Origin of the sequence: Paenibacillus rubinfantis (assembly GCF_001486505.1) — a bacterium.
GTDB classification, from domain to species: Bacteria; Bacillota; Bacilli; order Paenibacillales; family Paenibacillaceae; genus Fontibacillus; species Fontibacillus rubinfantis.
The window spans coordinates 1177568-1202222 of sequence record NZ_LN909065.1; the positions used below are offsets into that span (position 1 = coordinate 1177568).

The following is a 24655-nucleotide window of genomic DNA, read 5'->3' on the forward strand; positions in this document are numbered from 1 at the left end:
CGGCATCGGGAGAATGCCAGGTATCGGGTGCCCTTACTATATCGTTCGCTATTTGGGTTGTCAATCCTCCTCTGACCTTCACACCGTGAAATGTGACCGCAATCACCTTGCTGCTCCTTCCGCAGCGTTATCTTCGAAGAGATAGGTAAATGACAAGATATAGAGGATTTAGGAGGAGGCAACATGGAGAAAATCGAGGTTAATTTTGAAAAAATGTACTATGGTTTTCCGGTTATTCTAACCAGCTTTTACGATGAAAACGGAGTTGCGCACGTAACGCCGTCTTCGTCCTCTTATTCGCTAAAGGACATGATTGCCCTGGGCTTCAACAGCAAGGGCTTTGCCGCGCAGCACCTCAAGGCGGGCGCCGACTTCGTGGTGAACCTGCCGGACCGTTCCCTGCAGGAGTCGATTAACTATTGCGGCTCACGTTCCGGCGCAGAGGGCAGTAAATTTGAAGCATCCGGCCTGACGCCGGAAGCTTCCGCACATGTCCATGCCCCTGCCATCCAGGAGTGCCCGATCTCGATCGCCTGCCAGGTCGTAGAAGTTGTAGAAAGCGAGCAGTTCCCGGGCCTGACCCATATTTTAGGCCGAATCGTCAGCCGTTCCGTAGCCAAGGACTATTTGAACGCGGAGGGACGCCTACAGATCGATAAGCTCAATTCGGTAATTTATGCGGGGGATGGAGTCAACAAAGGGTTCCGGTTTTTGCAGGAGAGCTAACCGCTTCGGCGGGGCTCCTGAGTGAAAATGTTGTATTTTATACAACATTTTCGGCCGGAATCAGCGGAATAATCGCAAAATGTTGCATGGAGTACAACATTCTTAGCGTTTTATCCCCGAGGGGTTATGAAATGTTGTACATTTTACAACAATTTCTTCGGGAGAGGGTTGTACTCGATGGAAATGTTGTACTCGGTACAACATTTCTCACGCAAAAAAGCTGCTTCGTCGCTACCAAAGCGAGAAGCAGCTTTTTTGCGCGTTCAATCCACCAGCCAACGCCGAAGCACGTTCGCGTGATTATACACCGGGTCCTTGGCGGCGTACAGCAAGGTGACCGGGCGTTCGCCCGCGAGCTCGCGGATGCGGTCCGCCAGCACGGCACACTCCGGGCTCGTGTTCAGCTCCCGGAGGTAATTGGCGCTAAAATCCGCATACCGCTCCATCCGGTGCGCGAATTCCTTGCGCAGCTCCGGGCTTGGCGCGATCCCCTTCATCCACTCGTCGATCGCCGCATCCGCTTTGGTCATCCCGCGCGGCCATAAGCGATCGACCAAGATACGGTACCCATCCTCGGGGGCAGCGGGCTCGTAGATCCGTTTCACGCGGATCTGCTCTTCTAGCGTTGTCGCCCGGAACGAACCCGCTGCCGCAAACCGCCGCACTTCTTCCCCCGTCGGCATGCCCGCCTGGGCACCGAACTTCGTCACCGCCAGCGCGGAGGCCAGCGATGCGAAGCGCATCGCCTCTTCCAGGCTTTGGCCTTGGGCGAGCGCCGTCGCCAGCGCGGCGTTAAAGCAGTCGCCTGCCCCGGTTGTGTCCACGACAGAAACGGGATGCCCCGGCACCGTGCGCACCTCCCCGGCCTCATCCAGGTAAGCTGATCCGTTGGCTCCCAGCGTTGTCACGATCTGGGTGGCGCCCAAGTCCTTCAGCCGGCTCATCGCCAAGCGAAGGAAATCGCGGGTCGCTGCCGGTTCCATGCCGGCATAACGCCCCAGTTCGGTGAGATTGGGCGTCATATAGTCCATGTAGCCATATAGCTCATCCGGCAGTTCCCGGGCCGGGGCCGGGTTCAAAATCACCGTCTTGCCCAGTGATTTGGCGATCCGTGCAGCGTAAAGCACCGTCTCCACCGGGATTTCCAGCTGAAGCAGCACGATATCGGCCTGCTCCAGCTTGTCCGCGTGGAGGTCGATATCCGCCGGCGTCACCTGATCATTGGCACCGGAGACAACAACGATGCGGTTGTCGCCATCGGCGACATAGATCGATGCGACGCCCGTGGCCGCATCGGGAAGCTGCTTGACACCGCCTATATCCACACCATCCTGGCGTTGGGCGGCCAGCAGTTGGTCACCGAAGGCGTCCGCCCCAACCGCGCCGATCATCGAGGTGTCCGCCCCCAAACGAGCGGCGGCTACCGCCTGGTTTGCGCCTTTACCGCCCGGGATAAAGCGGACCCGATCGCCCAATACGGTCTCTCCGGTCTGTGGAATTTGCCGCGTCTCCACCACGATATCCATATTTAAGCTGCCGATAACAGCCACCTTAGGTATAGCCATGACCATCCATCCTTATCTAGGTCTCTGCCTTTAAGTTTCTGCCTCCAGTTTATGTTAGAAGCGTTCTTTCAGCAAGCCGTCGATTCGGTTCGATTCGGACAAAGCCTTCTCTGCCCTTGGTTCCCTTCGTGTTCTCCCTTCAGTTTAATGCTGAGGAGCTTTCGCCCGGTACAGATCGGCCTTCGCAGCCTGGAGTACTCCTTGCCCTTGCTTGGGATACATGCCAATCCCCACAGCTGCGCTTACTCGGCATGTGGGATCCAGTTGGAACGGCCTTATCTCAAACGCCGCAGTCAGCCTCCGCCCAAGCATCATCGTTTCCGCCTCCGACATCTCCCACACCAGCGCGGCAAACCGATTTTCTCCCAACCGGCACAGTACGGCCGCAGGCGGCAATACGTCGTACAGTTGGTCTGCGATCTGCTTAAGACAATCGTCTTCAGCAACCTGGCCAAACCGTGTATGTAAAGTCTCTAATCCGGAGATTTCAAGATAAAGGATGGCAAACGAACGAGAACTCTCCATATCCTGCCGCATCGCCTGCTGCAACCGTTCCCGGAAAAAAGACCGGTTCGGCAGCCCCGTAACTTCATCGTAATAACGACAACGATGCAGTTCCTCGCGCATTTGCTGTCCTTCTATCGCCAGATTCAATAACCGCCCTGCCATGTCCAGGAGCGCCAAGGTATCGGCAGATGGCGGGAGATAACGCGTGTAGTGCAGCTCAAAAACCGCCTCTACGCTTCCGTCCGGTGCCAGGATTGGAGCTGCCCAGCATGATCTCAACTGCGGATGCTCCAGGAGCAAGTCTCGGTAATACTCGCACCGCGCGTCTTGACCGGTATCCGGCACAACAACGATCCGCCGCGTATTAACCGCACTGGCACTTGCCCCCATTGACGGGCCTAGCTCCAGACCTTGAACCCGGCGGATATATTCCCGGGGCAGCCCGGAGGCCGCAACCAAACGCAGCATATTTTCTCCGTCCTCCCCGTCCGGCACATAAACGGCGCAACCAGCACCGCATAGCCGCTCGGCAAGACCGGCAAGCTCCTGCAGGATGAGCCTCGGCTTCACCCCCTTTGCGATCATATCCAACATGCGGCTCTGCTGTTCAAACAGTTCCCTCAAGCCTTCCTTCCGAGCGCGGAAAGTGGCTTCTATCCCAAGCAAACCTCGAATGCTCTGAAATAATCCGGCAAAATGCTTTACGATCCTCATCGTTCCCACCCAACTTCACACTTTTCGTATGGCGCTAGTACATTTACCGCATTTTCGCATATCAAACTCTACAAATTATCGACATTCACGGAAGTAAATCAATAAAAAAGCCCCCCCAACAACAGTTTAAAGGCTGTTTTGGGAAGGGCTTTGATGGGTTTGAGACCAATCGCGGTACCACTGAAGGATCGAAGGGCTTGGCGGTTCGTTAAGCTCTGCGGCTAACACCTCTTCGAGTCTTCGGTATTGGCGCAGCACAAGGGCGCGTTTATCTAGCGAAGCATAGAGCTTCATCAGGGCTAAATGGGCATCTTCCTCCAGCGGATGCCGATCGCATATCCCTTGGTACATTTCGATCGCCTTGTCCAGTTGACCTTGCCCCTTGTGCCATTCAGCCATACGGGTGGCCATGCGGAGCCATGATGATTTGAATCGATAACGTTCGCTCTCCGCCCACCAATAATCGTAATCCTGCAGGTAATCCCCCTGGTACAAGTCCAACACCGCTTCAAGCTCGGCGGCGGTCCGCTCGTCCAACGTCGTGACGGAACCAACAAACTGTTCCCAGGTTTCCACGTCCAAATCGACGTTATCGAGCTGCAGCACATAACCGTCTGTGGCGCTGTTGATATGCATATATTCGCTGTAAGGCTCCAGGGTTTTGCGGATGTGATACACCGCTGTGTACAGCTGCGAATAAGCCCGGCTAGGTTCATATCCCGGCCATAACAATTCAACGAGTACGGACTTACGGACAAGCTGCTCCCGGTGCTGGAGCAAGTGCAGGAACAATTCCTGCGCTTTAGTCGTGCGCCAGCGGATCTGGACAGGGTGCAGGGTCGAGGAGGCTTCGATCTGAAACTGTTGAAACATCCGAATCTTCAGCCGCCCTTCTTGAAGGGAGCTCGCTTCGACTTCTCCCTGAGTTTTCCGCCCGTCCATACGTTCCTGAATCCGTCGCAGTGTGATTTCCAGCCGCTCCTTCTGGACCGGCTTCAAGACATAATCCAGGGCATTTAATTCAAAAGCTTTAATCGCGTATTCATCATACGCCGTAACGAATACCACGTTAAGCTGCGGCTTGTGCTGCAGGAGTTGTTCGGCCAACTCGATGCCATTGATTTCGGGCAGATGGATGTCCAGAAATACCACATCTGCTTCCGTCTCCAGCACAAAACGTTTCGCTTCGAACGGATCGATAAATTTACCGAGAATTTCGATTTGCGATACCTTCCGCAACTGATGTTCCATATACTTTAAGGCTAGTTGCTCATCATCAACCAAAATGACCTTCATCCCGGACTCCCCTTGTGAGATCTTCAACCCTATCCTTTAGTATACCTGAGATCACAAGGAATTCCATCTGCGAAGGCGACAAGATCTCTCTTTTCCCCGCACTTTATCGCCAAGCTGCAATCAACACACCTAATCCCTCGATCGGGTAGGAGGCTACCCATTAATTGAGTAGCCGACCTCCCACACCACCGTACGTACCGTTCGGTATACGGCGGTTCCTAAGTTTTCGCAGTTACTTGTCGATAATAATCCGAGAAGAAGAGAAATCCTAAGCCCTTGAGGGTGTTATTTCCGAGGGACTTCGAGAGGACGGGGCTATTGGAGATTCTCCAGTAGCCCTTTCTCGTGTTTGCGTATTCCCATGCTTTTTGTCCTTGGATTCCGAGCGATTGCAGTTTCTCGAATTTCGTCCTCACTCGTTTCCACTGCTTCCAGAAGATCATGCGAATCCGCCTTCTCATCCATTCATCCGTGGATTGGAGCATACTTTTCATATCCGCTATTTTGTAGTAGTTGATCCACCCCATGATGTAGCGTCTAAGCTTTTCGGCTCGTTCTTCATTTCCCATCCCGTTGCTTCTGGACGTGAGCTCCTTTACTTTGGCTTTCATCTTGGCAGCGGATTTCGGATGAATGCGGACTCGTGTCTCTCCTTTCCTTTTGTAGAAGGAGAACCCAAGAAATTTAACCTTCCACGCCTCGTCCACCACTGTCTTTTCCCGGTTCACTTTGAGAAACAACTTCTTTTCAATGAAGGGAAGAATGTTCTCCAGTGTCCGTTCCGCGCTCCTTTTGCTTTTGCTGAAGATCAGGAGATCGTCCGCATAGCGCACGAAGCGGTGCCCGCGGCTTTCCAGTTCCTTGTCCAGTTCGTTCAGCATAATGTTGCTGAGAATTGGACTCAGATTGCCCCCTTGCGGTACGCCGATTTCCGTATCCTCGAAGCGGTGCTTCACGACAACGCCGGCTTTCAGGTACTTGTGGATGAGCGAGATGACCCGCCCGTCTTTAATGGTTCGGGATAAGACTTCCACCAATTTGCTTTGGTTAACGGTGTCAAAGAATTTCTCCAAGTCCATATCGACCACGTATTTGTACCCTTCTTCGATGTTTGATTGGCTTCTCTGAATAGCGTTATGTGCGCTTCTCTTGGGTCGGAATCCGAAACTGTTCTCCGAAAACTGTTTTTCGTAGATCGGGGTAAGCACTTGAGCGATCGCCTGTTGGATAACTCGGTCAACAACCGTAGGAATTCCCAGGTTTCTCTTCTTTCCGTTCTCTTTCGGGATTTCTACCCTTCGAACAGGATTCGGACGGTAGGTTCCGTCCAGAATGGATTCCTTGATGGTTTCTCCGTTCTCTCGGAGATATTGTAGAAGTTCATCTACTCCCATCCCGTCGATTCCGTGAGATCCTTTGTTAGTTTTGACCCGCTTGAACGCTTCGTTCATGTTGTCTCTGCTAACGATTTTCTCAAGCAACTCGTCCTTCGACTCGGTTGCGTCGGTGCTGTCGGTTTCAGGTATCCGCTCAGGACTGTGCGCTCCCGCATATTCTCCATGTTCCGCATGTACGTTTTGCGTCGAGCCTTCTCTTCGAAGTTGGCTGCACTTGACTCCTGTTTCGGTACCATTCATTAACCCACACCTCCTTAGGTTCAGCCCTTCCCTCAAGTTGTCGACTAACCGAGGTACTATGGCGTCTGCTGACTTCTCATGATAAATCTTGTTTCAACCATGATTTGAAATTCATCTCCTCACGTCCATGAGACCTCCCACGGTAAGACGCGTAACTTTCATCCCGTATACCCGCCGCATTTACATCCGCGTGTCCGTGCAGTTTATTGGATTTCGTCTTGTTTAGCAGACTCATCCCACTTTGGATGCCTGATGCGATTCGTGTTCCTCAGGCCGGGACTTTGCCTCCAGCTTCCTTCAGATTCCACCTCACGATGGACACCCTTGCTCTTGGCTAATGGTTGGCAACTGCCAGCCCCCATAGCGGACTTTCACCGCCTAGCTACGCGCCATGCGTGGCGCACTAAAAAAAGAGCTTTCGCATGACGATGCGAAAGCTCTCTTTATGAATAAGTTCTGATTAAGCTTGATGCGGAGCGGAAGCTTGCGCGCCCAGTGCCGCCCCTTCTTCGCCGCCTTCCTTGGAAGTCTGCGGAGTTGGCGCTTGGTTTGTCGACCGAAGCGGCAGCTCTCTCAGGAAGAAGACCAGCACGAAGGCCACGACCAACACCAGGGTTCCGGTCAGGAACACGGTGGACAAGGTCGTTCCCAGCGCATCGCGGATACCTTGGATCATTTGTGCGAACAACGGCTGTGCATCCGCCGGCAAGCTGGCTTGTGTCTGCTCCAGCAACGGTTTGTTCATCAACGTTTGCGGGTTGGCGAAAGCGGTCATTTGCTGCACCAACTGCGGATCCATCTGGCTCATGTCCGGCGCCGCGGATGACTGCAGCGCTTCTTTCAGGTTTTTCGTCAAATTGTTTGACATGACGGTACCCATGACCGCAATCCCGATCGTACCGCCGAGATTCCGGAACAGCTGCGTCGAAGCGGTAACTACGCCAAGCTCTTTATGCGGCACGGCGTTTTGCGTGGCCAGCGAGAACACCGGCATCCCGACGCCTAGACCCAAGCCAAACACGATCATGCTGAGGATCGCGACAGGCACGCTGTTCATGAAAATCATAATGGCCATCCCGGCAATCATGATCGGAATGCCAAACAGAGCAAATTGCTTGTATTTGCCTTTCTTCGCGATCATTTGGCCGGTGATGGCGCTCGCGACGACCATGACGATCGACATCGGCATCGTCACATAGCCGGCATATGTCGGCGAAATGCCCAGCACGCCTTGCACGAAGAACGACAGGTAAATCAAGGCGCCCATCATCCCAAAGTTCATAATGAAGCCGATGATATTGGAAATGGTCACAACATCGTTTTTAAACAAGTGAAGCGGCAAAATCGGATTTTTTACCTTCGATTCCACAAACACAAAGATCAAAGCGGATACGACCGAAGCCGCGAGCAAGCCGATAATTTGCGCTGAACCCCAAGCGTACGTCGTGCCTGCCCAAGAAAAGGCCAGCAACATCGGCACGATCGTTGTCGTCATAAACAGCGAGCCAACATAGTCGATGCTTTGGGAGCTGCCGCGTTCCATTTTCGGGAACAAAGACAGGATCATGATAAACGCTACGATACCCAGCGGCAGGAAGATCCAGAACAGCCAGTGCCAATCCATATGATCGACGAGGTAGCCACCCAGGGTTGGGCCAAGGACGCTGGAAAAGCCAAAGATCGCTGTCATCAGGCCCATCCATTTGCCGCGCTCACGCGGCGGGAACAAGTCGCCTACAGCCGTAAAGGCGGTCGACTGAATGATCCCGGCGCCGATCCCTTGAATCCCCCGGTAGGTGATAAACTGGAATACGTCCGAGGACGTCCCCGTCATAAAAGCGCCCGCCATAAAGAGCAGGATCCCGATCAGCAGGAACGGCTTCCGCCCGTACATATCGGACAGTTTGCCGACCAGGACGGTAGCGATCGTAGAAGTCAGTAAGTAAATATTGATCGTCCAGGTATAGTAGTCCATGCCGTCAAGGATCGAAATGATCCGCGGCATCGCCGTGCTCACGATCGTCTGGTTAATGGCAGCGAAGAACATCGCGGCCATGATGGCGATCATGATCGAAACTTTTCGTTTAAGTGTTAAGTGTTCCATGTAGTTTCTCCATCTCCGTTATGATTTATTTTCTATATTTGCAAGCACTACGCCAAAAATTCGTCGCAAATGCTGTAAATCTTCCTCTTGCAGTTGATCAAAAAAACCTTCGAGCATCTCCTTCTGCCGTTCGGTGACCTGGTTGATGATTTCTCGGCCTCGATTGGTAATCGAGATGTTCACGATCCGGCGGTCGTTCTCCCCGCGTTCCCGACTTACGAAGCCTTCCGTGACCAGCCGGTCTGTAATTCCCGTGATCGCTGCGGAGGTAATCCCCAGCGCCTCTGCCAGCTGGGATACGGTGTGCGTCCCGGAGGCGTTCAGCATGTAGAGCATTTTATATTGCGGGAAGCTAAGGTTAAACTCGCCTCCGCGTTTGTTCCACTCCTGTGTGATCGCTTTGATCAGCGTTCGAAACATCGAGGTCACTTCGAACAGCTCTTCTTTTTTTACCAATGCCGCTCCTCCTTTCTGCTTGAGCCGTCCGAATTATTTAAGATTTAAATTAATTTACTATTTAAATATTTCAGCGCTTAATAATATACTCCCTAACGAATCTCTCGTCAAGCCCTCCTTGCAACAAAAAAAAAGCCGTTCTCCGGCCGCAAGGCCAGGGAACAGCTGATTACTTATTATAGTAGATCTTCTTCTATTCCTCTTCCTTAAAAACGGGTTGGATCGTTACCGCAAAATCAATCGACTTCTCAGCAAACTGATAAGGCTCCGCCAACTGCGGTCCGCAGGAGCCGGACCCCGCACCGCTCATCCGGTAATCAAGCGTCACGATCGTTTCAGGACGACGCTGAAGCTCATACGTGTGTTGCGCCGCCGTCAGGTCTTCGGCGGTGTAATGCAACGCCTGGAACGAGAATGGCTCCCCGGCCGTAAATTTCAGCCCCATACCTTGGACATTGGAAGCAATCGCCCAATCGGTGCCGTAACGGGAACCGGTCTCCTGCGGCATCACGTAATTCTCGAACATATCGTCCACGGACAACAGGTACTTGCCTTTGCGTACGCTCGCCCGCTTGTCGATATAGCTCTCATGCGGGCCGAAGCCGTAATACTCGATCTCCTCGGTCCCTTTTGGCATCGTGAGTTCGAGGCCGAAGCGAGGTAAAAACGGGAGGTTCTCACGCACGTCAGCATGAACCGCCAGCTTCACTTCCCCCGTTCCCTCAACCGTCCAAACGGCGCTGCCGCGTACGAACGGTTCGAAGGTGTAGCTGGCGAGCGAGAAGTCGACGCGGATTTCGACTGAAGCGTCCGGCTTTTGCTCCCAACGGCTGGCGTATACCTTCATGGCCGTATGATGGAGACCGGCAGCTTCCCATTCCTTACGGATGTGCATGTCATTGTCCATCGGTGCCCGCCACAGATTAAACCGCGCCGGCCGAGAGAGCAGCGGAATGCCTTGCTTTGTTATTTGCTGCGGCATGCCTAACTTCAGATCAAAGACGTGTTCGAAATCAAATCCGGTCACCGTAAGACGTCCTTCTTGTTCCTCCGCTTTCATAAAAGCAGCGTACTCCCGGAGGACCGGCAGCTCTTGGCGCAACAGGCCTTGCGCCCCCGGCAATTCAAATTGATAGAAGGCGATTTCATAGCCTTCCTCCGCCCAAGCGGTATCCTGCTGCTGCCGAACAGAGCAGGTCAATACGATCGGTCCCGGCACCTCCTGCGGCAGATCGTATGGAAGGTTCAACTCTTGGGTCTCCCCCGGTTCGGCGGTTAGCAGGCCTGACCGCCCTTGCTGCAGCACTTCTCCCTCCCGCTCCAGCTTCCAGCTCACCGCTAGATGCGACAGATTGCTGAAGTCATACCGGTTCAGTACGCGGAACCGTCCTTGGCCGGCATCCTCGGCGTCGATGTGAACGGGCGCAATGACCTGCTTCAATTCCAACAAGCCGGTGTGCGGCCGACGATCCGGAAATACGAGCCCGTCGATGCAGAAGTTCCCGTCGTTTGGCTGCTCGCCAAAATCGCCGCCATAGGCAAAATAACGCTGTCCGTCCGGCGTTTCCGCGGCTATGCCGTGGTCGCACCATTCCCAAACGCAGCCGCCCATTAGCTTCGGATAGCGATAAATCACATTCCAGTAATCCTGCAAATCCCCGGGTCCGTTGCCCATGGCATGGCTATATTCGCATAGGAACAGCGGCTTGGTGCTGTTCTCATCCAGGGCATAGCGCTCGATCTCCTTAACTGAAGTGTACATACGGCTATCCATGTCAAGACAAGACGTGTTCGGATCGCTGTAATACCGGGGATCCGCTCCTTCGTAATGCACCGGACGGGAGGCGTCCCGCGCTTTCGTCCACTCCGCCATCGCCATATGGTTGGGTCCATAACCGGATTCGTTGCCCATCGACCAGATGATGACGGAGGCGTGGTTTTTGTCCCGCTCGACCATACGAACCGCCCGCTCCACAAACGCTTCCCGCCATTCCGGAGCCTTCGACAGCTTGTGGAAGACCCCTTCCTCCAGTTCGCCCGTACGGGTTACGCCATGGCACTCCAAGTCCGCTTCATCTATAACGTAAAACCCGTATTCATCACAAAGGTCAAGAAACTTCGGATCGTTGGGATAATGCGACGTGCGGATCGTGTTGACATTATGACGCTTCATTAACTTTAGATCCGCAATCATATGATTTACCGGGATCGTCTGTCCCAGCTCTGGATGGGAATCGTGGCGGTTAACCCCCTTCAGCTTCACGGCGCGGCCGTTGATGCGGAAGATGCCGTCTACGATCTCTACCTTTTTGAAGCCCATCCGAAAACGCAACACCTCTTGCCCCGCCGTCAAAAACAGTTCATACAGCCGAGGCTGCTCGGCGTTCCACAACTGCGGCTGCGGCACGTCCAGCTCAATCGTCCCTTTGCCGTCGATTTGCGCCTCCTGCCGTCCAACCAGCTTGCCCGACGGATCCCATATTTCCGCTTGTACCTTCAGGTTGCCCGTCGTTTCGATCTCGGAACGGAGCTTGCCTTCGGTCAGATCGCCCGACAACAGCGGTTGGTTAAATACGTCGCGGATATGCGCGGTATCCCGGGACAACAAATAGACGTCGCGATAAATGCCGGAGAAGCGCCAAACGTCTTGATCCTCCAAATATGTACCGTCGCACCACTTCAACACCAGCACGGCGATGCGATTGCGGCCCGCCGCAACGAACGGCGAAAGATCGAATTCCGCCGGAATCCGGCTGCCTTGGCTGTACCCGACGAAGCGGCCGTTCACCCACAAATAAAAACAGGCGTTCACCCCTTCAAACACGATATGGGTCTCTTTCTTCGTCCACGCTTCCGGGAGATTAAAATCCCTCACATATGCGCCCGCCGGATTGTCGTCCGGTACATACGGCGGATCATAAGGAATCGGATAGTTGACGTTTGTATAGTGCAGCTGATCATAACCGTTAGTTTGCCAGCAGGAAGGTACGATCAGGTCATCCCAAGCGCTGGCGTCTGTTTCTGCTTCAAAAAAACGCTCGTCGACCTCGCGAACCCGCGGATGATAACGGAATTTCCACATCCCGTTAAGCGTTTGGTAATGCGGTGAACGGCCGCGTTTCCCCGTCCGCGCCGTCTCGGCATTAGCGTACGGAATAAAGGAGGCGCGGGCCGGCAGCCGGCCGATGTGCAGACACGATAGATTTTCCCATTCACGATTCAGTTCCAAGCTCATTCACACTCCCAAAACGATTTGCTCTCATTATAGAGGTGAGCTATAATCGGGCGGAAGCCACAAATCGGACAATCCACCAGACAAAATGGACAAAATGGAGTGAACCGCCATGGACCTGCTGCCGCTCAAAAGCAATTTGACCCCCTCGCACAACGAGATTCTGCCGCTGACCGTGTATACGGTAGGAACGGAAATTCAGCCGCCGCTTACGCGGATGAAGGGATTTTCCGCACATCAGCTGTTCTTGACCCTCTCCGGGGCGGGGCAGTTCCGCCGGTTACATGTCGACAAGGACAAATGGGACATCCTCCATCCCGGCCAGCTGCTCTTCATCCCGGCCGGATGCGCCCACGAATATATGCCTTACGGGGAACAACCGTGGTTCGTCGGATACGTTACGCTGCTGGAAAACTTCGGTGATGTGCTAAGCCGCTGGGGTTTTGGCGATGCTCCACGTCTGCTGCAGCTCTCGGACGTCACCTTGTTTACAGACCGCCTGCTTGCCATTTGGCAGTTATCCGGCAACGAGCATGACCCTTGGCAAACGACGGAGCTGTTGTACTCGCTGCTGCTGGCGATCCTCAAGGACACGTCAGGCCAAACGAGCCGGCAGACCGATTCATCTATCCCATCGCTTCAGCCCTCTGCTCCCCCTGTCTCCTACCGGACATCGGTCGTGGATGTGGCGGTTCGCTTCCTGCATGACCACTTGAACCGGCCGATCACGATCGCCGGGTTGGCGGGTCATGTCGGCTATTCACAGAAGCAGCTGACCCGGCTGTTCCGGCAAGCGATGGGATTAACGCCGCTGCAATACCTCCATCAGATCCGGCTGAAAACGGCTCGGCATCTGCTCCTCGAGCATCCCGACATGACGATCCGCCAGGCCGCGGCGTATGTCGGCTTGGAGCCGGTGTATTTTGCCCGGCTGTACAAGCGCGAGTTCCAGCGCCTGCCGTCGGAAGAGCTGCGCGAGGGGCGGTAGACCGCCGCCCGAGGAGGTCGCGGACACCTGCCTATGGTGCAGTGCGCACCAAATGCCGCTTGATAAATTCCGGCCAGGCCGCTCGCATCTCCGCGGTTTCCATATGGCCGCCGCCGGTGATGACGGTCTGCCAATGGTCCGGCCTCCCGACGGCCGCATAGGCTTCCCGCAGGCCCCGATCCAACAGCTGCACCCCTTCGATCGGGCAAAGCCGGTCGTTTCGGCCAACCAAGCTCAGCCGGGGCCGGGGAGCGATTAGCTTTTGAATCTCAAGGGTCGTAAAATGCTTCAGCAGCCCGGGAACGTAAAAATAGAACCCGTGATGCTCCAGGCCTCGCTTGGCGATCAGGGTTTCTGCATCAACCTGACCGCAGAGGTCAACCACGACGCCCACCCGCTCGTCAAGCGCCGCCAGCCACCAGGCCATCAGGCCGCCCATGGACATCCCGATCGTTCCGATTCGCGAGGCATCCACATCCTCCCGGGTACACAGGTAATCGATCAGCCGATGATGATCATAGAGCATCATGCCCCATAACGACCGCCCGTTCCACAACATCTCCTTGACCAGTTCGCCTTCGCTTTTGCCGCTGCGTTCGTTGAAGGCCCACATGTCGATACTGCACACCGCACACCCTAAATCCGTCAACACTTTGGCAAAAGACGGCTCTTGAAGGTAACCGCTGCTGCGAATCAGCTCCTTGCGGCCGTTTCCATAATTGCCGCCATGAGAATGATTAAACACGACAAGCGGGTAAGGTCCCTCGCCCTCCCTTGGCTTGGCGAAATAGGCCGGCACAAGCTCCAGCCCGTTTAAATCCAGCAGCAACGTCTCCAGCTCATACCCGTCAAACGTTTCTCGCTTCAGCAGCCGAGCCGAAACGGCTCTTTCGGCGGCGGGCAAATCCCCAAGCAGTTCCCATAATTTTGACCGACTTTCCTCCACGCGCATGTCCTCCTCCCTCCCATTGATTCTACCTGATATTATAGCGCTTACATCCGTCCGTCAGCAAATTTTATTTTCACGTGTGCAAAGCCTGTTTTTCTTGACTTTTTGAAGTTATGGGGCATACAATGAAAACGTGAAAATAACAAGCAACTCTTCTGCGAAAGATGAGGTTCTATGATTACGATCAAAGACATTGCCCGCGTGGCTGGTGTGTCTCATACCACGGTGTCTCGGGCGCTGAACGGCAGCCCGCTGATTAAGCCGGAGACACGGGACAAAATCGAAAAAATCGCCGCCGACATGAATTACGTTCCCAACGTCAGCGCCAAAAGTTTAGTGATGAAGAGGACGTATACGATCGGGCTGTTTTTCTCCAGCATCGATCAAGGCACGTCAGCCAGCTTCCTCGTTGATGCGATTAAAGGCATACATCATGCGCTGGACGAGAACTACAGCCTGACTGTGCACGGAATCGACGGGATCCGCCATTTGGAGGGCATCTCGCCGCACCGCTTTGACGGCATTCTGGTGATGAGCCAAAGCGATGCGGACAACGCGTTTATTTATCACGTCAAGAAGGCGGGCATTCCGCTGGTCGTCCTCAACCGCCATCTGGACGATCCCGGCATGGCCAACGTTGTGGCGAACGACCGCGAAGGCGTGCGGGAAGCGATCGATTATGCGATTGGCCAGGGCCATCGACGGCTGGCGATCATGGAAGGCAAGGCCGGCTTCCGATCGGCGGCCGAACGGAAGCAGGGCTTCCTGGAAAGCCTGCTCGCCCATGGGCTCTCCCTCCCCGCCGAATATCAGGCGGCCGGCGATTACAGCATCGACAGCGGGTTCCGGAGGATGAACGCTTTGCTGGATCTGCCCGAGCCGCCTACGCTGGTGTTTTGCGCGAACGATGATATGGCGATCGGGGCGATGAACGCTTGCTACGCTCGGGGCGTGAGCGTGCCGGATCAGGTGTCGCTGATCGGATTCGACGATATCGTGTTCGCCAGCTACACGAATCCGGCCCTGACGACGATCCGCAAGCCGGTCGCCGAGATCAGCGAGCTAGGCACCCGCAAACTGATCGAGCTGATGCAGCCCGCAGGTCCGGGGTCGAGCCAAGCGGACAAGGAGCCGCCCACGGGGGCGCCGAGCGAGACCCTGTTTGTCCCAACGACGCTGATGATCCGCCAATCGGTTGCCGCAATCTAGCAGCGTCGTCTGCCGACAAGAAAATAACTGCAGGGATGCAGTTATTTTCGGGTGTTTGGTCGTGTTTGCGGCCAATAGTTGCAATAATGCAGTTATTTGGGGTCCATATCGCTCGAACTAGAGATTTGGCCAGAAATAACTGCACTATAGACGTTATTTGCCCAAAATCGGCGATCCAGGCAAAAATAGATGCATTCTTGCAGCTATTTTCTCCTGCCCGGGTCGCGTCCCAAATTGTTCACGTGTGCAAAACATTTAATCTAGTGCGTTATCTCGTTCCTTTCCATGATGAATGATGCGAAAAAGGAGTTGTGAAGCCCATGGATACACCCCTTCATCCGCCATTATCCCGAGCTTTAGTTCCCGACTTGCCCACCTATCCGGAACGGATGATTCAGTTCGGCGAGGGCAATTTTATGCGCGCCTTCACCGTCTGGCAGGTGCAACAGATGAACCAGCAAGGCCGGTTTCAAGGCAGCGTGGTGATGGTCAAGCCGCAGGCCAGTCCGGTATCCGAGCACTATGCGAGGCAGGATCACCTCTACACCGTACTAATTAACGGGATCGCCGAGCAGCAAGTCGTGAACGAATATGAGATCCTCCACTCCGTCAGCCGGTTGATCAGCCCGTACACCGAGTACGAACAGTTTCTCGCCCTGGCAGAGCAAGATTCCCTCGAGTTCATCACCTCGAACACAACCGAGGCCGGCATCGCTTACAACCCGGAGGATCGCCTGACGGATAGGCCGCAGCGCAGCTTCCCCGGCAAACTAACCGCCCTGCTCTATCGGCGCTATCAGTTGGGGAAAGCAGGATTTACGATTATCCCCTGCGAGCTGATCGATCGCAACGGCGAGAAGCTGCGGGAGATCGTGCTGCGTTACGCTGCGGATTGGAAGCTCGGCGACGGGTTCACGGCGTGGCTTGAACGGGAAAATACCTTTTGCTGCAGCTTGGTGGACCGCATCGTCCCCGGATTCCCGCAGGAAAAAGCGGAGCAGCTGGAGCGCGAGCTCGGCTACCAAGACCGCTTGATGGTGACCGCCGAGCCTTACCTGCTGTGGGTTATTGAGGGCCCGGCCTGGCTGCCTGAACGGCTGCCGCTGACCGAAGCCGGATTAAACGTCATCTTCACCGATGATCTGCGCCCGTATCGCGAGCAAAAGGTCCACCTGCTGAACGGCCCCCACACTGCGATGGCCGCTCTAGGCTTACTCGCCGGACTGGAGACGGTGGAGGAAGTGATGAACGATGAGGATTTGTCCGTATTCGTCCGGGAGCTGATGGGCGCGGAGATCGTTCCGATGCTGGATTTGCCCAAGACGGGGCTGCTCACTTACGCTGCAGCCGTGCGGGAACGGTTTATGAACCCGTTTATCCGGCATGAGCTGGCTTCGATCTCCCTGAACAGCATCGCCAAATTCAAGACCCGGCTGCTGCCCGTCCTTCTGCGTTACCAGCGGGAACGCGGCGAGCTGCCGAAGCGCATCACCCTGGCTTTCGCTGCGCTGCTGGTCGGCTACCGAGGCGACCGGCTGGAACGCAAGGACAGCCCGGACGTGCTTGCCCTTTTCGATGCGGCTTGGACGCGGCCCAAGGAAGTGATTCCGACCCTTTTAGAGGAAGCCAAGTTATGGGGTGAGGATTTGACCGGCGTTCCCGAACTCGCCGAAACCTTGGAGCAATATGTGCGGAAGCTGGACGCGTTTGGCGCCAGGGCCACGTTACAATGGATAGGAGGCGGCAGCCCATGCGGCGATTAATGAGAATGAACCCGCGCGACAACGTTGCGGTTGCTTTGCGGCCGATCGAAGCCGGGGAACAGATCCCATTTGATGAGGTGACCGTTCAAGTCAAGCAAGACATTCCTCAAGGCCACAAAATCGCGTTATCCGACATCCCCGCCGGTTCGTCCGTGACCAAATACGGTTCCCCCATCGGCCATGCGGTTACGGCCATCGCCCCGGGCGAATGGGTGCATACGCATAATGTGAAAACGAATCTGGCCGGCGAGGAACAGTACGAATATCAACCCGACCTGCATCCCGTGACCTTCCCGAAACGCCAGCTCACCTTTCAGGGCTACCGCCGGACCAACGGGAAAGCCGGCATCCGCAACGATCTGTATATCGTGCCTACCGTCGGTTGTGTGAACGGGATCGCCGAGCAAATGATCAGCGCCTTTAAGGCGGAGCATCCGGATCTCGGCCCCTTCGACAACATCACTGTGCTGAAGCATCCGTACGGCTGCTCGCAGTTGGGGGAAGACCATCTCATGACGCGCGATATTCTGGCGGATGCCGTGCTGCACCCCAATGCGGGCGGCGTGCTGGTGTTCGGCCTCGGCTGTGAGAACAACGTCGTGGCCGAGTTCCGCCAGCGGCTGGGTGATTACGATGAGCAACGCGTCAAATTCCTCGTCGCCCAAGAGGTCGAAGACGAGCTGGAAGCTGGGCTGGCGCTGCTCGAAGAGCTGGTGGAGGCGGCCCGGAACGACCGCCGGGAGCCGATCCCGCTCAGCGAACTGAACGTTGGGTTGAAGTGCGGCGGCTCCGACGGCTTCTCCGGGATTACGGCAAATCCGCTGCTTGGCGCGTTTTCCGATTTCCTGATTTCCCAGGGCGGCTCCACGATCCTGACCGAAGTGCCTGAAATGTTTGGGGCCGAGCAGATGCTGATGGCCCGCGCGGAAAGCCCGGAGGTGTTCGAGCAAATCGTCGCCCTGATCAATGATTTTAAGCAATACTTCCTATCCTACGGCGAACCCGTTTATGAGAACCCATCGCCCGGCAACAAGGCCGGCGGCATCAGTACGCTGGAGGACAAATCGCTGGGCTGCACGCAAAAAGCCGGGACTGCTCCGGTGGTCGACGTGCTGAAATACGGCGAGAAGCTGCGCAAGAAGGGACTTAGCCTGCTGCAAGCGCCGGGCAACGATTTGGTCGCCTCCTCCGCGCTGGCCGCCGCCGACTGCCAGCTGGTCCTGTTTACGACCGGCCGCGGCACCCCGTTTGGCAGCTTTGTCCCAACGGTAAAGGTCGCCACGAACAACGAGCTGTTCGCCCGCAAGCAGCACTGGATGGATTTTAACGCCGGCTCCTTGCTGGATACGCCGATGGAAAAGGTGCTGGAGGACTTTATCACTTACGTCATCGAGGTGGCAAGCGGGCAGAAAACCCGGAACGAGCAGAACGAGGTCCGCGAGCTGGCCATTTTCAAAACCGGGGTCACTTTGTAATTGAATCACACCAATAAGCCATTGCCCGGACGTTTAACGTCCAGGCAATGGCTTTTTTAGGATGGTGATACCGTCTCCTCGTGGTGACGACGATGCCTTGCTTGACGAACCGTAACAAGCAAGAGAACTAAAGATCCTAACACCAGCGCGAGACAAAGGACGAAAACCATCCGATAACCGTCTGCGCCGGCTATTAACGCGCCGCCTGCCGCAGTGCCAAACATCATGCCAAGATTACGCGACAACGCTAGTAAACTGCTGATGAAACCCAAGTGCCCATGATCCACGCGGCCCATCACCAGGCTCGTATTAGGCGAAGTGATCATCCCCATGGATGCACCAAGCAATACAATCAATATTATTAGCAGAAGCATCGGATACGAGGTTGATAGAAAACCTAAAGCCGCTAACGTCGCAGCCATCCCCAACAATCCGGCCGTCAGCAGCGGCATGGAACCATGCTTGTCCGACATACTGCCGAATAACGGGGATGCGACGATCAATGCCAGCGGATAACCCATCATCATCAATCCAGCCATCGCCGGCGGGACACCCAACTCATGACGAAGAAATACCGGCAATACGAGTTGCGTCGAAAAAGCGGCCATATACGTAACGATGGTGATCCAGATCCCGGCATTCGTCGCAGCATCCCCAAGCAGCTTGAGATCGATAAAGGGGGAGCCGCTGGCAGGTTCCTGTACCTGCGGGGATCCGACAGGGGCTTGACTTGCCACCACGCCCCACCGGGATGAGAGACTCCACATCACAAACCCGGCGGCACAACCCGCGAACATGAACAACAGCGAGACCACAGGCAGGGATCCCCATCCCCATTCCGTGCCTAGATGAATAGCTGTGACAAGGCCTGTTAACGAAGCCCCAAACAGAAGGGCTCCGGTTACATCAATGTGCCCTTGCTCCTCCGGCATATCCTTTGGAATATACCGTTGAGCCATCATCCAAGCCATCAACGCGGTGCCGGCCAGCAGCCAGAAGCATGCCTCCCAAGAGATCCATTGAATCAGTACGCCTCCCAGGCTGGGACCAATCATCGAACCGGCGGCCACGAAGGTGCTGATCATCCCTAAAGCTCTCCCTCTTTTCTCAGGAGGAAACAACGAGACGATCAGCGCCATGTTCGTCGCCTGATACATAGAGGCACCTACGCCCTGCACAATACGGAAGGCAATCAACCAGCCCAGTGACGGCGCAAGCGCGCAGCCGAGTGCCCCTAACGCAAAGCCGAAGTAACCTAGATTATGCACGAACCGCCGACCACGGGTATCCCCGAGCTTCCCCATCACCGGCAAGAGTACGGAAATGACCAGCAAATAAGCCGTAACAACCCATTGTGCGGAGGCGAGACCTACCTTATAATTTCCGGCGATGTCAACCAGCGCGATGTTGAACATGCCGGCGGAACAGTTGGATAAGAAAGCTCCCGTACAAATGATATATTGAACCCGTGTACGGGTTGTACCGTTCATGCCCATGCCTCCACCTGCTTTACACTTGCGTCATCGTTATCGGGTTCGCGGTTGCCTTCCAAGCCCGTTCCCACAAGGAAATGACTTGCCGGGTGTCCGTGACTTCACCGAAATATCCTTCGATATTTTTCATCGTCATTTCATGAGCCTGATTCGAATAAGAGGCGCAGGCATCGCGAAGCAGCACAATGTGATAATCCAGCATAAATCCGTCCCGGGCCGTCGATTCCACGCACACATTGGTGCTGACGCCGGTCATAATCAGCGTTTCGATCTTCAGGCTCCGCAGAACTGAATCGAGCCTTGTATTTACAAAGGCGCTGTATCGGTGTTTGTTAACAACTACCTCATCCGGCTCAGGCGCAACTTCGTAGAAATCCGCCCCCCAGGTGCCCGTCCGGCATACCGCCATCGATTTTCCATTAGATCGTTCTCTCCAAGCTTCGGAATCCGTTGCTTCTTCATGAAAGGTCTGGATAAAAATAACCGGCACTTCGAATTCTCTGGCCGCCGCCAGCAGGTGATGTAAATTCGGCATCATCCCGGCGACAGCCCCCACGTCATTCCCCGCCTGGGCTAAAGCGCCCTCCGGGTGACAGTAATCATTCTGCACATCCACCACCACGATAGCCGCTCGGCTATTAATCAGCTTTTGATCTAGATTCACTTCGTTTCACCTTACCTTCCTTAGTTGGATGAATTGACGAACTGCATGTCGACCAACTGATCATAAGCGTATTCGCCCGTAAAAATCCCGGTTTTGATCAGCACGTCCATGTCCTGTTTCACGGCGGCTTCCGTAATGAACCCGTCCGGACTCCATAGGTTGTCTGCATAAGCGCGGTCTAGGGAGGCTTGAATCGCATCATCAGATAACGTTGGGAACTCGGCTTTCATGTTTTGCATCGCCAGCTCCTTGTCCTCTTGAACAACCTTAAGCGCCTCAATAATGGCATCGGTGAACAGTTGCACCGTTTCCGGATCTTTTTCAATTGTAGACTGTTTAACGCTGAGCACGGAGTAAGAGAAATCGCCAAAATCATGGAACTTATAAAATGGCTCCCCCCATACGTCCTTAGAGATCCCGTCGCTAATTTGCGGCTCGGCCCCATTGCCGATATCAGCTGCTCCCTGCTGTACCATCGTCACAACCGTCGAGGCATCAGCTGGCTCTAGCAGAGTGACATCTTTCTCCGGGTCCAGTCCCAAGTAGATCAACAAATAACGGATCAGCAAATTGGGAGTACCGCCATGACGTCCAGCGTTGATCTTTTTCCCCATGAAAAATTCTTTCAAATCCGCCTCCGAATCACCGGCCGGGGCCAGCCCTTTCTTGGCTACCAGATATACGTTAGCTCGGTTAACGACATTGACGATCGAGACGATCGGGTCGGAATTTTTCTTGTTCGCCAGCGCATTGGATTCCGTCCCGCCGATAACTCCCCATGCGTCGCCGCTAACCACCGCCGTGACATGCGCTCCGCCGGCAGCCTGAATCACTTCCACATCCAGTCCCCGTTTCTTAAAGTAACCCTCCCGTTGAGCCAAATAGAGCGGAAGGTATCCCGTAGAGTGAACCGGTTCGGCGATCACGATTTTTTTGAGCTCGGTGCTCCCTTCCGCCGCTTCCGCGGTTGGCTCGCTTTTCCCCCCGCATCCCGCGAGTAAGCTGCCAGTCAAAGCCAATCCCAATAGTAACGGTAACATTCTGCTCTTTTTCATTCGACTTCCCCCTCATGAACGATTTCTGATTCCGGTGGACGGACCCATTTCTTGGGCTATTTGACGCCCAAACCTTTGGATAGCCCTTTTTCCAATAGGACAACCCCCCAATACATAGCCATGGAGAGCACAGATAATACCACCACGCCTACCCATACGAGATTGATGTCAAGAATCGTCCCCGCATACATGATCATTCGTCCGACGCCTTGGCTGGAGGCGATGAACTCGCCGACGATAGCCCCGGCAAGCGCCAGAGCAATATTGATACGCAAGCTGCTGATGATCCAGGGCATCGACCATGGAATAACGACTTTGGTAAATACCTGCCAGCGTTTAGCCCCCAGCGAATACATCAACTTCTCCATGTCCGGATCTACGCTCTTCACCCCGCTGTAGGCGGACAAAGCCGATACGACAATCGTCATGGAGAAAGCCAGCGCCACTTTGGAGAAGAAGCCGATCCCCAGCAAAATGACGAGTACAGGCGCAAGAGCTAGTTTAGGCATCGCATTCAATATGATCAGATAAGGTTCGCTGATACCTGCATAACTCCGTGACCACCAGAAGGACAGGCCTAGCATAGCTCCGCATAACGTGCCGAACACAAAACCAAGTACGGTTGAGCCTGACGTATAGGCGATATCCCCCAGCAAGCCGCCTTCTGACAATTGCAGCCAAGTTGTTTGCCAAATCGCGCTCGGGCTGCTCCAATAATAGGGATCCAGCCAGCCGATCCGGGTAAACACCTCCCAGACGATGAATAGCAGGACGGCTACGGCCAACCTTCCCCAGCCGATTCTGCGCGCTTTCTTCCGCTCTGCCGCCTCCTCATCATAAATAAGTGGTGCTGAATTTGATGCTGACGCTGTCTTCAGCTTTTTCTCAGCAACCGGTACCGCCGCATCCGTGGACAGAGAATGGATCACAAAGGTCGATTTCCGCACAGTTTCTTCCACGCTTCACCCCTCCTAGATTGTGTTTTTTTATCCAAACGGTCAAAGCGCGAGTTCTTCCTCCGCATGTCCCGCCGATAACTGGTCAAGCAAGAGATGTTTCAGTTCCATAAAGTCCGGGGATGTCATATCTTCCGTTTTGCGCGGGCGTTCCATCGTGACCGTGATTTTCGTTTTGACCCGGCCCGGCCGTGAAGAGAAGACATAAATATCGTCAGACAAATAAATCGCTTCATCAATGTCATGGGTGACGAACAACACCGTTTTTCCAAAGTCGGTCCAAATTTGCAACAGCCAATTTTGCATCGTAAGTCGGGTCTGTGCATCCAGCGCGCCAAATGGCTCGTCCAGTAAAATGATGTCGCGGTCGTAAAGCAGCGTTCTCAGCAGCGCAGCCCGCTGCCGCATGCCTCCCGACAATTCCTTGGGATAATGCTTGTCAAAACCCTTGAGTCCGTACTTCTCCATCAGGGGTAAGGCTCGATCCACCGCTTCCTTTCTTGGGATGCCCCGGATTTCCATACCCAGAATGATATTCTCCAGAATCGTCCGCCAGGGCAGCAACATATCTTTTTGCAGCATGTAACCAACATATCCCGTCTTCCCAACAATGTTCTCCCCGTCCGCAAGCACTTCACCGGTCGAGGGTGGAATGAGTCCGGCAATGATGTTGAACAACGTAGACTTGCCGCAACCGCTGGGGCCAATGATGCTGACAAACCGCCCCGCTTCGATTTTCAGGCTCGTTTCTTGCATGGCAGGAATATCCCTGCCGTTCCGGCGAAACCATTTACTGACTCCGTTAATCTCGATTTTGGGTTGCATGTTCCACTCCTCCACTCTTTGAATTTTCATATTTGGTTATAAAAAAATCGCCAGTCAAAACCCATAGCGCATCCTAACGATGGCGCTGCGAGTCCAAACTGACGATTGGCCGGCTCTTTCGGTTAGCGAAGTTCCGACGACTCCTTCAGATATTGCTCCACGTCGCGATCCAAGACGACGATCGTACCGGATAATTCGGTCTCTGCATCGTAATCTTTGAGTACGGCGACGATATTCAGTTGAAATTGCCGTTCGAGAGCTGCCTTAATCTCCCGCTTGAACACCTGAAACAATAAGTAATCCAGCTGTCTTGTGGACTGAGGATAATCCTCATCCAATAGCTTTAAGATCGGCACACGCCCATTCAAAGAAAAAATCACGATTTTATTGCCGACGAAATCCACTTTTTGCTGTTTTACACCCACGTTAAAGATTTGCTTATTTATCGCGTTGTAAATCCTCAAAATGTCCTGCTTCCATTCGCCTGCCGTTGGGATGGCCATATCCACACCCCCCTATTTTATGTTAGGTATTCTACCATACCCTTGGGTGTGATGGGTGAAACTATGATTCTTGTGATTAATTATAGGCGATTAGCTGGTATTGTCAATACATTTACGTCAAAAAAAATAACATCCACCTATAATGATGTGATGTTATTTAACATGTTAGCATAATTTGATTTATGGCTTAGGATTCAACGTGTCCACAATCAACCGGTGAGCAGAGCCAACCTGTCGATTTGCTGGTATAACCGCTCCGCCTCGTCCGCCAAGCTGGGTTGATTCAGCCGGATCGACATGGCAAGCAGCCGGTCGGCTTTCTGTTTAAGCCTTTTCATCTCCATCATGACCACTTCTTGATCCATCCCCGGATAACGTTTCACGAGCGTTACTCCTTTCACCACATTTTCAAAAAACATCCATTCACCTTTCTTCAATTTACTTCATTTTGCAGTAGTGACCATTTCCTGGAGTTTTGAAATAGGGACATTTTTTGTGTCGTCTTGATTTAGATCAAGAATAGGTCAGCGGCTTGATG

20 protein-coding genes are annotated in these 24655 nt (G+C 54.3%); 5 read left to right on the top strand and 15 right to left on the bottom strand.

Annotation, left to right across the window (positions count from 1 at the left end):
- The first annotated feature begins 183 nt into the window (after positions 1-183).
- Positions 184-726 (top strand): flavin reductase family protein, encoded by a 543-nt coding sequence (locus BN3277_RS16875; RefSeq protein WP_059044547.1) that lies wholly within the window; start codon positions 184-186, stop codon positions 724-726.
- A 263-nt stretch (positions 727-989) separates the two neighbouring features.
- Here BN3277_RS16875 and rbsK read toward each other — a convergent pair whose 3' ends face one another.
- From rbsK to BN3277_RS16910, 7 genes are all read right to left on the bottom strand, one after another.
- Positions 990-2291 carry a ribokinase gene (rbsK, locus tag BN3277_RS16880; protein ID WP_082691486.1) on the bottom strand — a complete coding sequence of 434 codons (1302 nt, stop codon included), beginning with the start codon at positions 2289-2291 and terminating at the stop codon, positions 990-992.
- A 144-nt stretch (positions 2292-2435) separates the two neighbouring features.
- Positions 2436-3512 carry a sensor domain-containing diguanylate cyclase gene (locus BN3277_RS16885; RefSeq protein ID WP_059044549.1) on the bottom strand — a complete coding sequence of 359 codons (1077 nt, stop codon included), beginning with the start codon at positions 3510-3512 and terminating at the stop codon, positions 2436-2438.
- A gap of 126 nt (positions 3513-3638) precedes the next feature.
- The gene (locus BN3277_RS16890) at positions 3639-4808 is read right to left on the bottom strand and encodes a response regulator (RefSeq protein ID WP_059044551.1); all 1170 of its coding nucleotides are present in this window, start codon (positions 4806-4808) and stop codon (positions 3639-3641) included.
- A gap of 218 nt (positions 4809-5026) precedes the next feature.
- Positions 5027-6445, bottom strand: a complete 1419-nt coding sequence (gene ltrA / locus BN3277_RS16895) for a group II intron reverse transcriptase/maturase (protein WP_059041683.1) — start codon at positions 6443-6445, stop codon at positions 5027-5029.
- Between the two features lie 460 nt (positions 6446-6905).
- Positions 6906-8549 (bottom strand): DHA2 family efflux MFS transporter permease subunit, encoded by a 1644-nt coding sequence (locus BN3277_RS16900; RefSeq protein WP_059044554.1) that lies wholly within the window; start codon positions 8547-8549, stop codon positions 6906-6908.
- An 18-nt stretch (positions 8550-8567) separates the two neighbouring features.
- Positions 8568-9005, bottom strand: a complete 438-nt coding sequence (locus BN3277_RS16905; protein WP_059044556.1) for a MarR family winged helix-turn-helix transcriptional regulator — start codon at positions 9003-9005, stop codon at positions 8568-8570.
- Between the two features lie 193 nt (positions 9006-9198).
- A complete protein-coding gene (locus BN3277_RS16910; RefSeq protein WP_059044557.1) occupies positions 9199-12240 on the bottom strand; it encodes a glycoside hydrolase family 2 TIM barrel-domain containing protein in 3042 nt (1013 codons plus the stop codon).
- A 109-nt stretch (positions 12241-12349) separates the two neighbouring features.
- On the opposite strand from BN3277_RS16910, the gene BN3277_RS16915 reads away from it, so the two are divergent.
- Positions 12350-13225, top strand: coding sequence for a helix-turn-helix domain-containing protein (locus BN3277_RS16915; RefSeq protein WP_059044559.1), 876 nt, complete (start codon positions 12350-12352; stop codon positions 13223-13225).
- A gap of 31 nt (positions 13226-13256) precedes the next feature.
- Here BN3277_RS16915 and BN3277_RS16920 read toward each other — a convergent pair whose 3' ends face one another.
- Positions 13257-14177: a dienelactone hydrolase family protein gene (locus tag BN3277_RS16920; protein WP_059044560.1), complete on the bottom strand. Its 921-nt coding sequence runs from the start codon at positions 14175-14177 to the stop codon at positions 13257-13259.
- A 171-nt stretch (positions 14178-14348) separates the two neighbouring features.
- Here BN3277_RS16920 and BN3277_RS16925 point away from each other — a divergent pair, with 171 nt between their 5' ends.
- From BN3277_RS16925 to BN3277_RS16935, 3 genes are all read left to right on the top strand, one after another.
- Positions 14349-15383, top strand: a complete 1035-nt coding sequence (locus tag BN3277_RS16925; protein WP_059044562.1) for a LacI family DNA-binding transcriptional regulator — start codon at positions 14349-14351, stop codon at positions 15381-15383.
- Between the two features lie 320 nt (positions 15384-15703).
- Complete coding sequence (locus BN3277_RS16930) at positions 15704-17146, top strand: tagaturonate reductase (RefSeq protein WP_059044564.1); 1443 nt, start codon at positions 15704-15706, stop codon at positions 17144-17146.
- On the top strand, positions 17134-18621 hold the full coding sequence (locus BN3277_RS16935) for a UxaA family hydrolase (RefSeq protein ID WP_082691487.1): 1488 nt from the start codon (positions 17134-17136) through the stop codon (positions 18619-18621). Before BN3277_RS16930 ends, BN3277_RS16935 begins: the two co-directional genes overlap by 13 nt.
- A 56-nt stretch (positions 18622-18677) precedes the next feature.
- On the opposite strand, the gene BN3277_RS16940 is transcribed toward BN3277_RS16935, so the two are convergent.
- The 7 genes from BN3277_RS16940 to BN3277_RS16970 all read right to left on the bottom strand — a co-directional run bounded on the left by BN3277_RS16940 (position 18678) and on the right by BN3277_RS16970 (position 24500).
- Complete coding sequence (locus BN3277_RS16940) at positions 18678-20111, bottom strand: MFS transporter (protein WP_059044568.1); 1434 nt, start codon at positions 20109-20111, stop codon at positions 18678-18680.
- A gap of 19 nt (positions 20112-20130) precedes the next feature.
- Positions 20131-20778, bottom strand: coding sequence for a cysteine hydrolase family protein (locus BN3277_RS16945; protein WP_059044570.1), 648 nt, complete (start codon positions 20776-20778; stop codon positions 20131-20133).
- A gap of 20 nt (positions 20779-20798) precedes the next feature.
- Positions 20799-21833, bottom strand: coding sequence for an ABC transporter substrate-binding protein (locus BN3277_RS16950; RefSeq protein WP_059044572.1), 1035 nt, complete (start codon positions 21831-21833; stop codon positions 20799-20801).
- Positions 21834-21889: 56 nt separating this feature from the next.
- Positions 21890-22711 carry an ABC transporter permease gene (locus BN3277_RS16955; protein WP_392396638.1) on the bottom strand — a complete coding sequence of 274 codons (822 nt, stop codon included), beginning with the start codon at positions 22709-22711 and terminating at the stop codon, positions 21890-21892.
- Between the two features lie 120 nt (positions 22712-22831).
- Complete coding sequence (locus BN3277_RS16960; protein ID WP_059044573.1) at positions 22832-23614, bottom strand: ABC transporter ATP-binding protein; 783 nt, start codon at positions 23612-23614, stop codon at positions 22832-22834.
- A gap of 122 nt (positions 23615-23736) precedes the next feature.
- Positions 23737-24117, bottom strand: coding sequence for a Na-translocating system protein MpsC family protein (locus tag BN3277_RS16965; protein WP_187380086.1), 381 nt, complete (start codon positions 24115-24117; stop codon positions 23737-23739).
- Positions 24118-24326: 209 nt separating this feature from the next.
- Entirely contained in the window at positions 24327-24500 is a 174-nt protein-coding gene (locus tag BN3277_RS16970; protein WP_157688727.1) for a hypothetical protein, read from the bottom strand.
- Positions 24501-24655 lie beyond the last annotated feature (155 nt).

Bases quoted from the DNA above. Each gene is read 5' to 3' on its own strand.
- BN3277_RS16920 (WP_059044560.1), bottom strand. From the start codon at position 14,177: ATGCGCGTGGAGGAAAGTCGGTCAAAATTATGGGAACTGCTTGGGGAT.
- BN3277_RS16915 (WP_059044559.1), top strand. From the start codon at position 12,350: ATGGACCTGCTGCCGCTCAAAAGCAATTTGACCCCCTCGCACAACGAG.
- BN3277_RS16935 (WP_082691487.1), top strand. From the start codon at position 17,134: ATGCGGCGATTAATGAGAATGAACCCGCGCGACAACGTTGCGGTTGCT.
- rbsK (WP_082691486.1), bottom strand. From the start codon at position 2,291: ATGGCTATACCTAAGGTGGCTGTTATCGGCAGCTTAAATATGGATATC.
- BN3277_RS16960 (WP_059044573.1), bottom strand. From the start codon at position 23,614: ATGCAACCCAAAATCGAGATTAACGGAGTCAGTAAATGGTTTCGCCGG.
- BN3277_RS16965 (WP_187380086.1), bottom strand. From the start codon at position 24,117: ATGGCCATCCCAACGGCAGGCGAATGGAAGCAGGACATTTTGAGGATT.
- BN3277_RS16875 (WP_059044547.1), top strand. From the start codon at position 184: ATGGAGAAAATCGAGGTTAATTTTGAAAAAATGTACTATGGTTTTCCG.
- BN3277_RS16900 (WP_059044554.1), bottom strand. From the start codon at position 8,549: ATGGAACACTTAACACTTAAACGAAAAGTTTCGATCATGATCGCCATC.
- BN3277_RS16885 (WP_059044549.1), bottom strand. From the start codon at position 3,512: ATGAGGATCGTAAAGCATTTTGCCGGATTATTTCAGAGCATTCGAGGT.
- ltrA (WP_059041683.1), bottom strand. From the start codon at position 6,445: ATGAATGGTACCGAAACAGGAGTCAAGTGCAGCCAACTTCGAAGAGAA.
- BN3277_RS16925 (WP_059044562.1), top strand. From the start codon at position 14,349: ATGATTACGATCAAAGACATTGCCCGCGTGGCTGGTGTGTCTCATACC.
- BN3277_RS16910 (WP_059044557.1), bottom strand. From the start codon at position 12,240: ATGAGCTTGGAACTGAATCGTGAATGGGAAAATCTATCGTGTCTGCAC.
- BN3277_RS16940 (WP_059044568.1), bottom strand. From the start codon at position 20,111: ATGAACGGTACAACCCGTACACGGGTTCAATATATCATTTGTACGGGA.
- BN3277_RS16890 (WP_059044551.1), bottom strand. From the start codon at position 4,808: ATGAAGGTCATTTTGGTTGATGATGAGCAACTAGCCTTAAAGTATATG.
- BN3277_RS16930 (WP_059044564.1), top strand. From the start codon at position 15,704: ATGGATACACCCCTTCATCCGCCATTATCCCGAGCTTTAGTTCCCGAC.
- BN3277_RS16950 (WP_059044572.1), bottom strand. From the start codon at position 21,833: ATGAAAAAGAGCAGAATGTTACCGTTACTATTGGGATTGGCTTTGACT.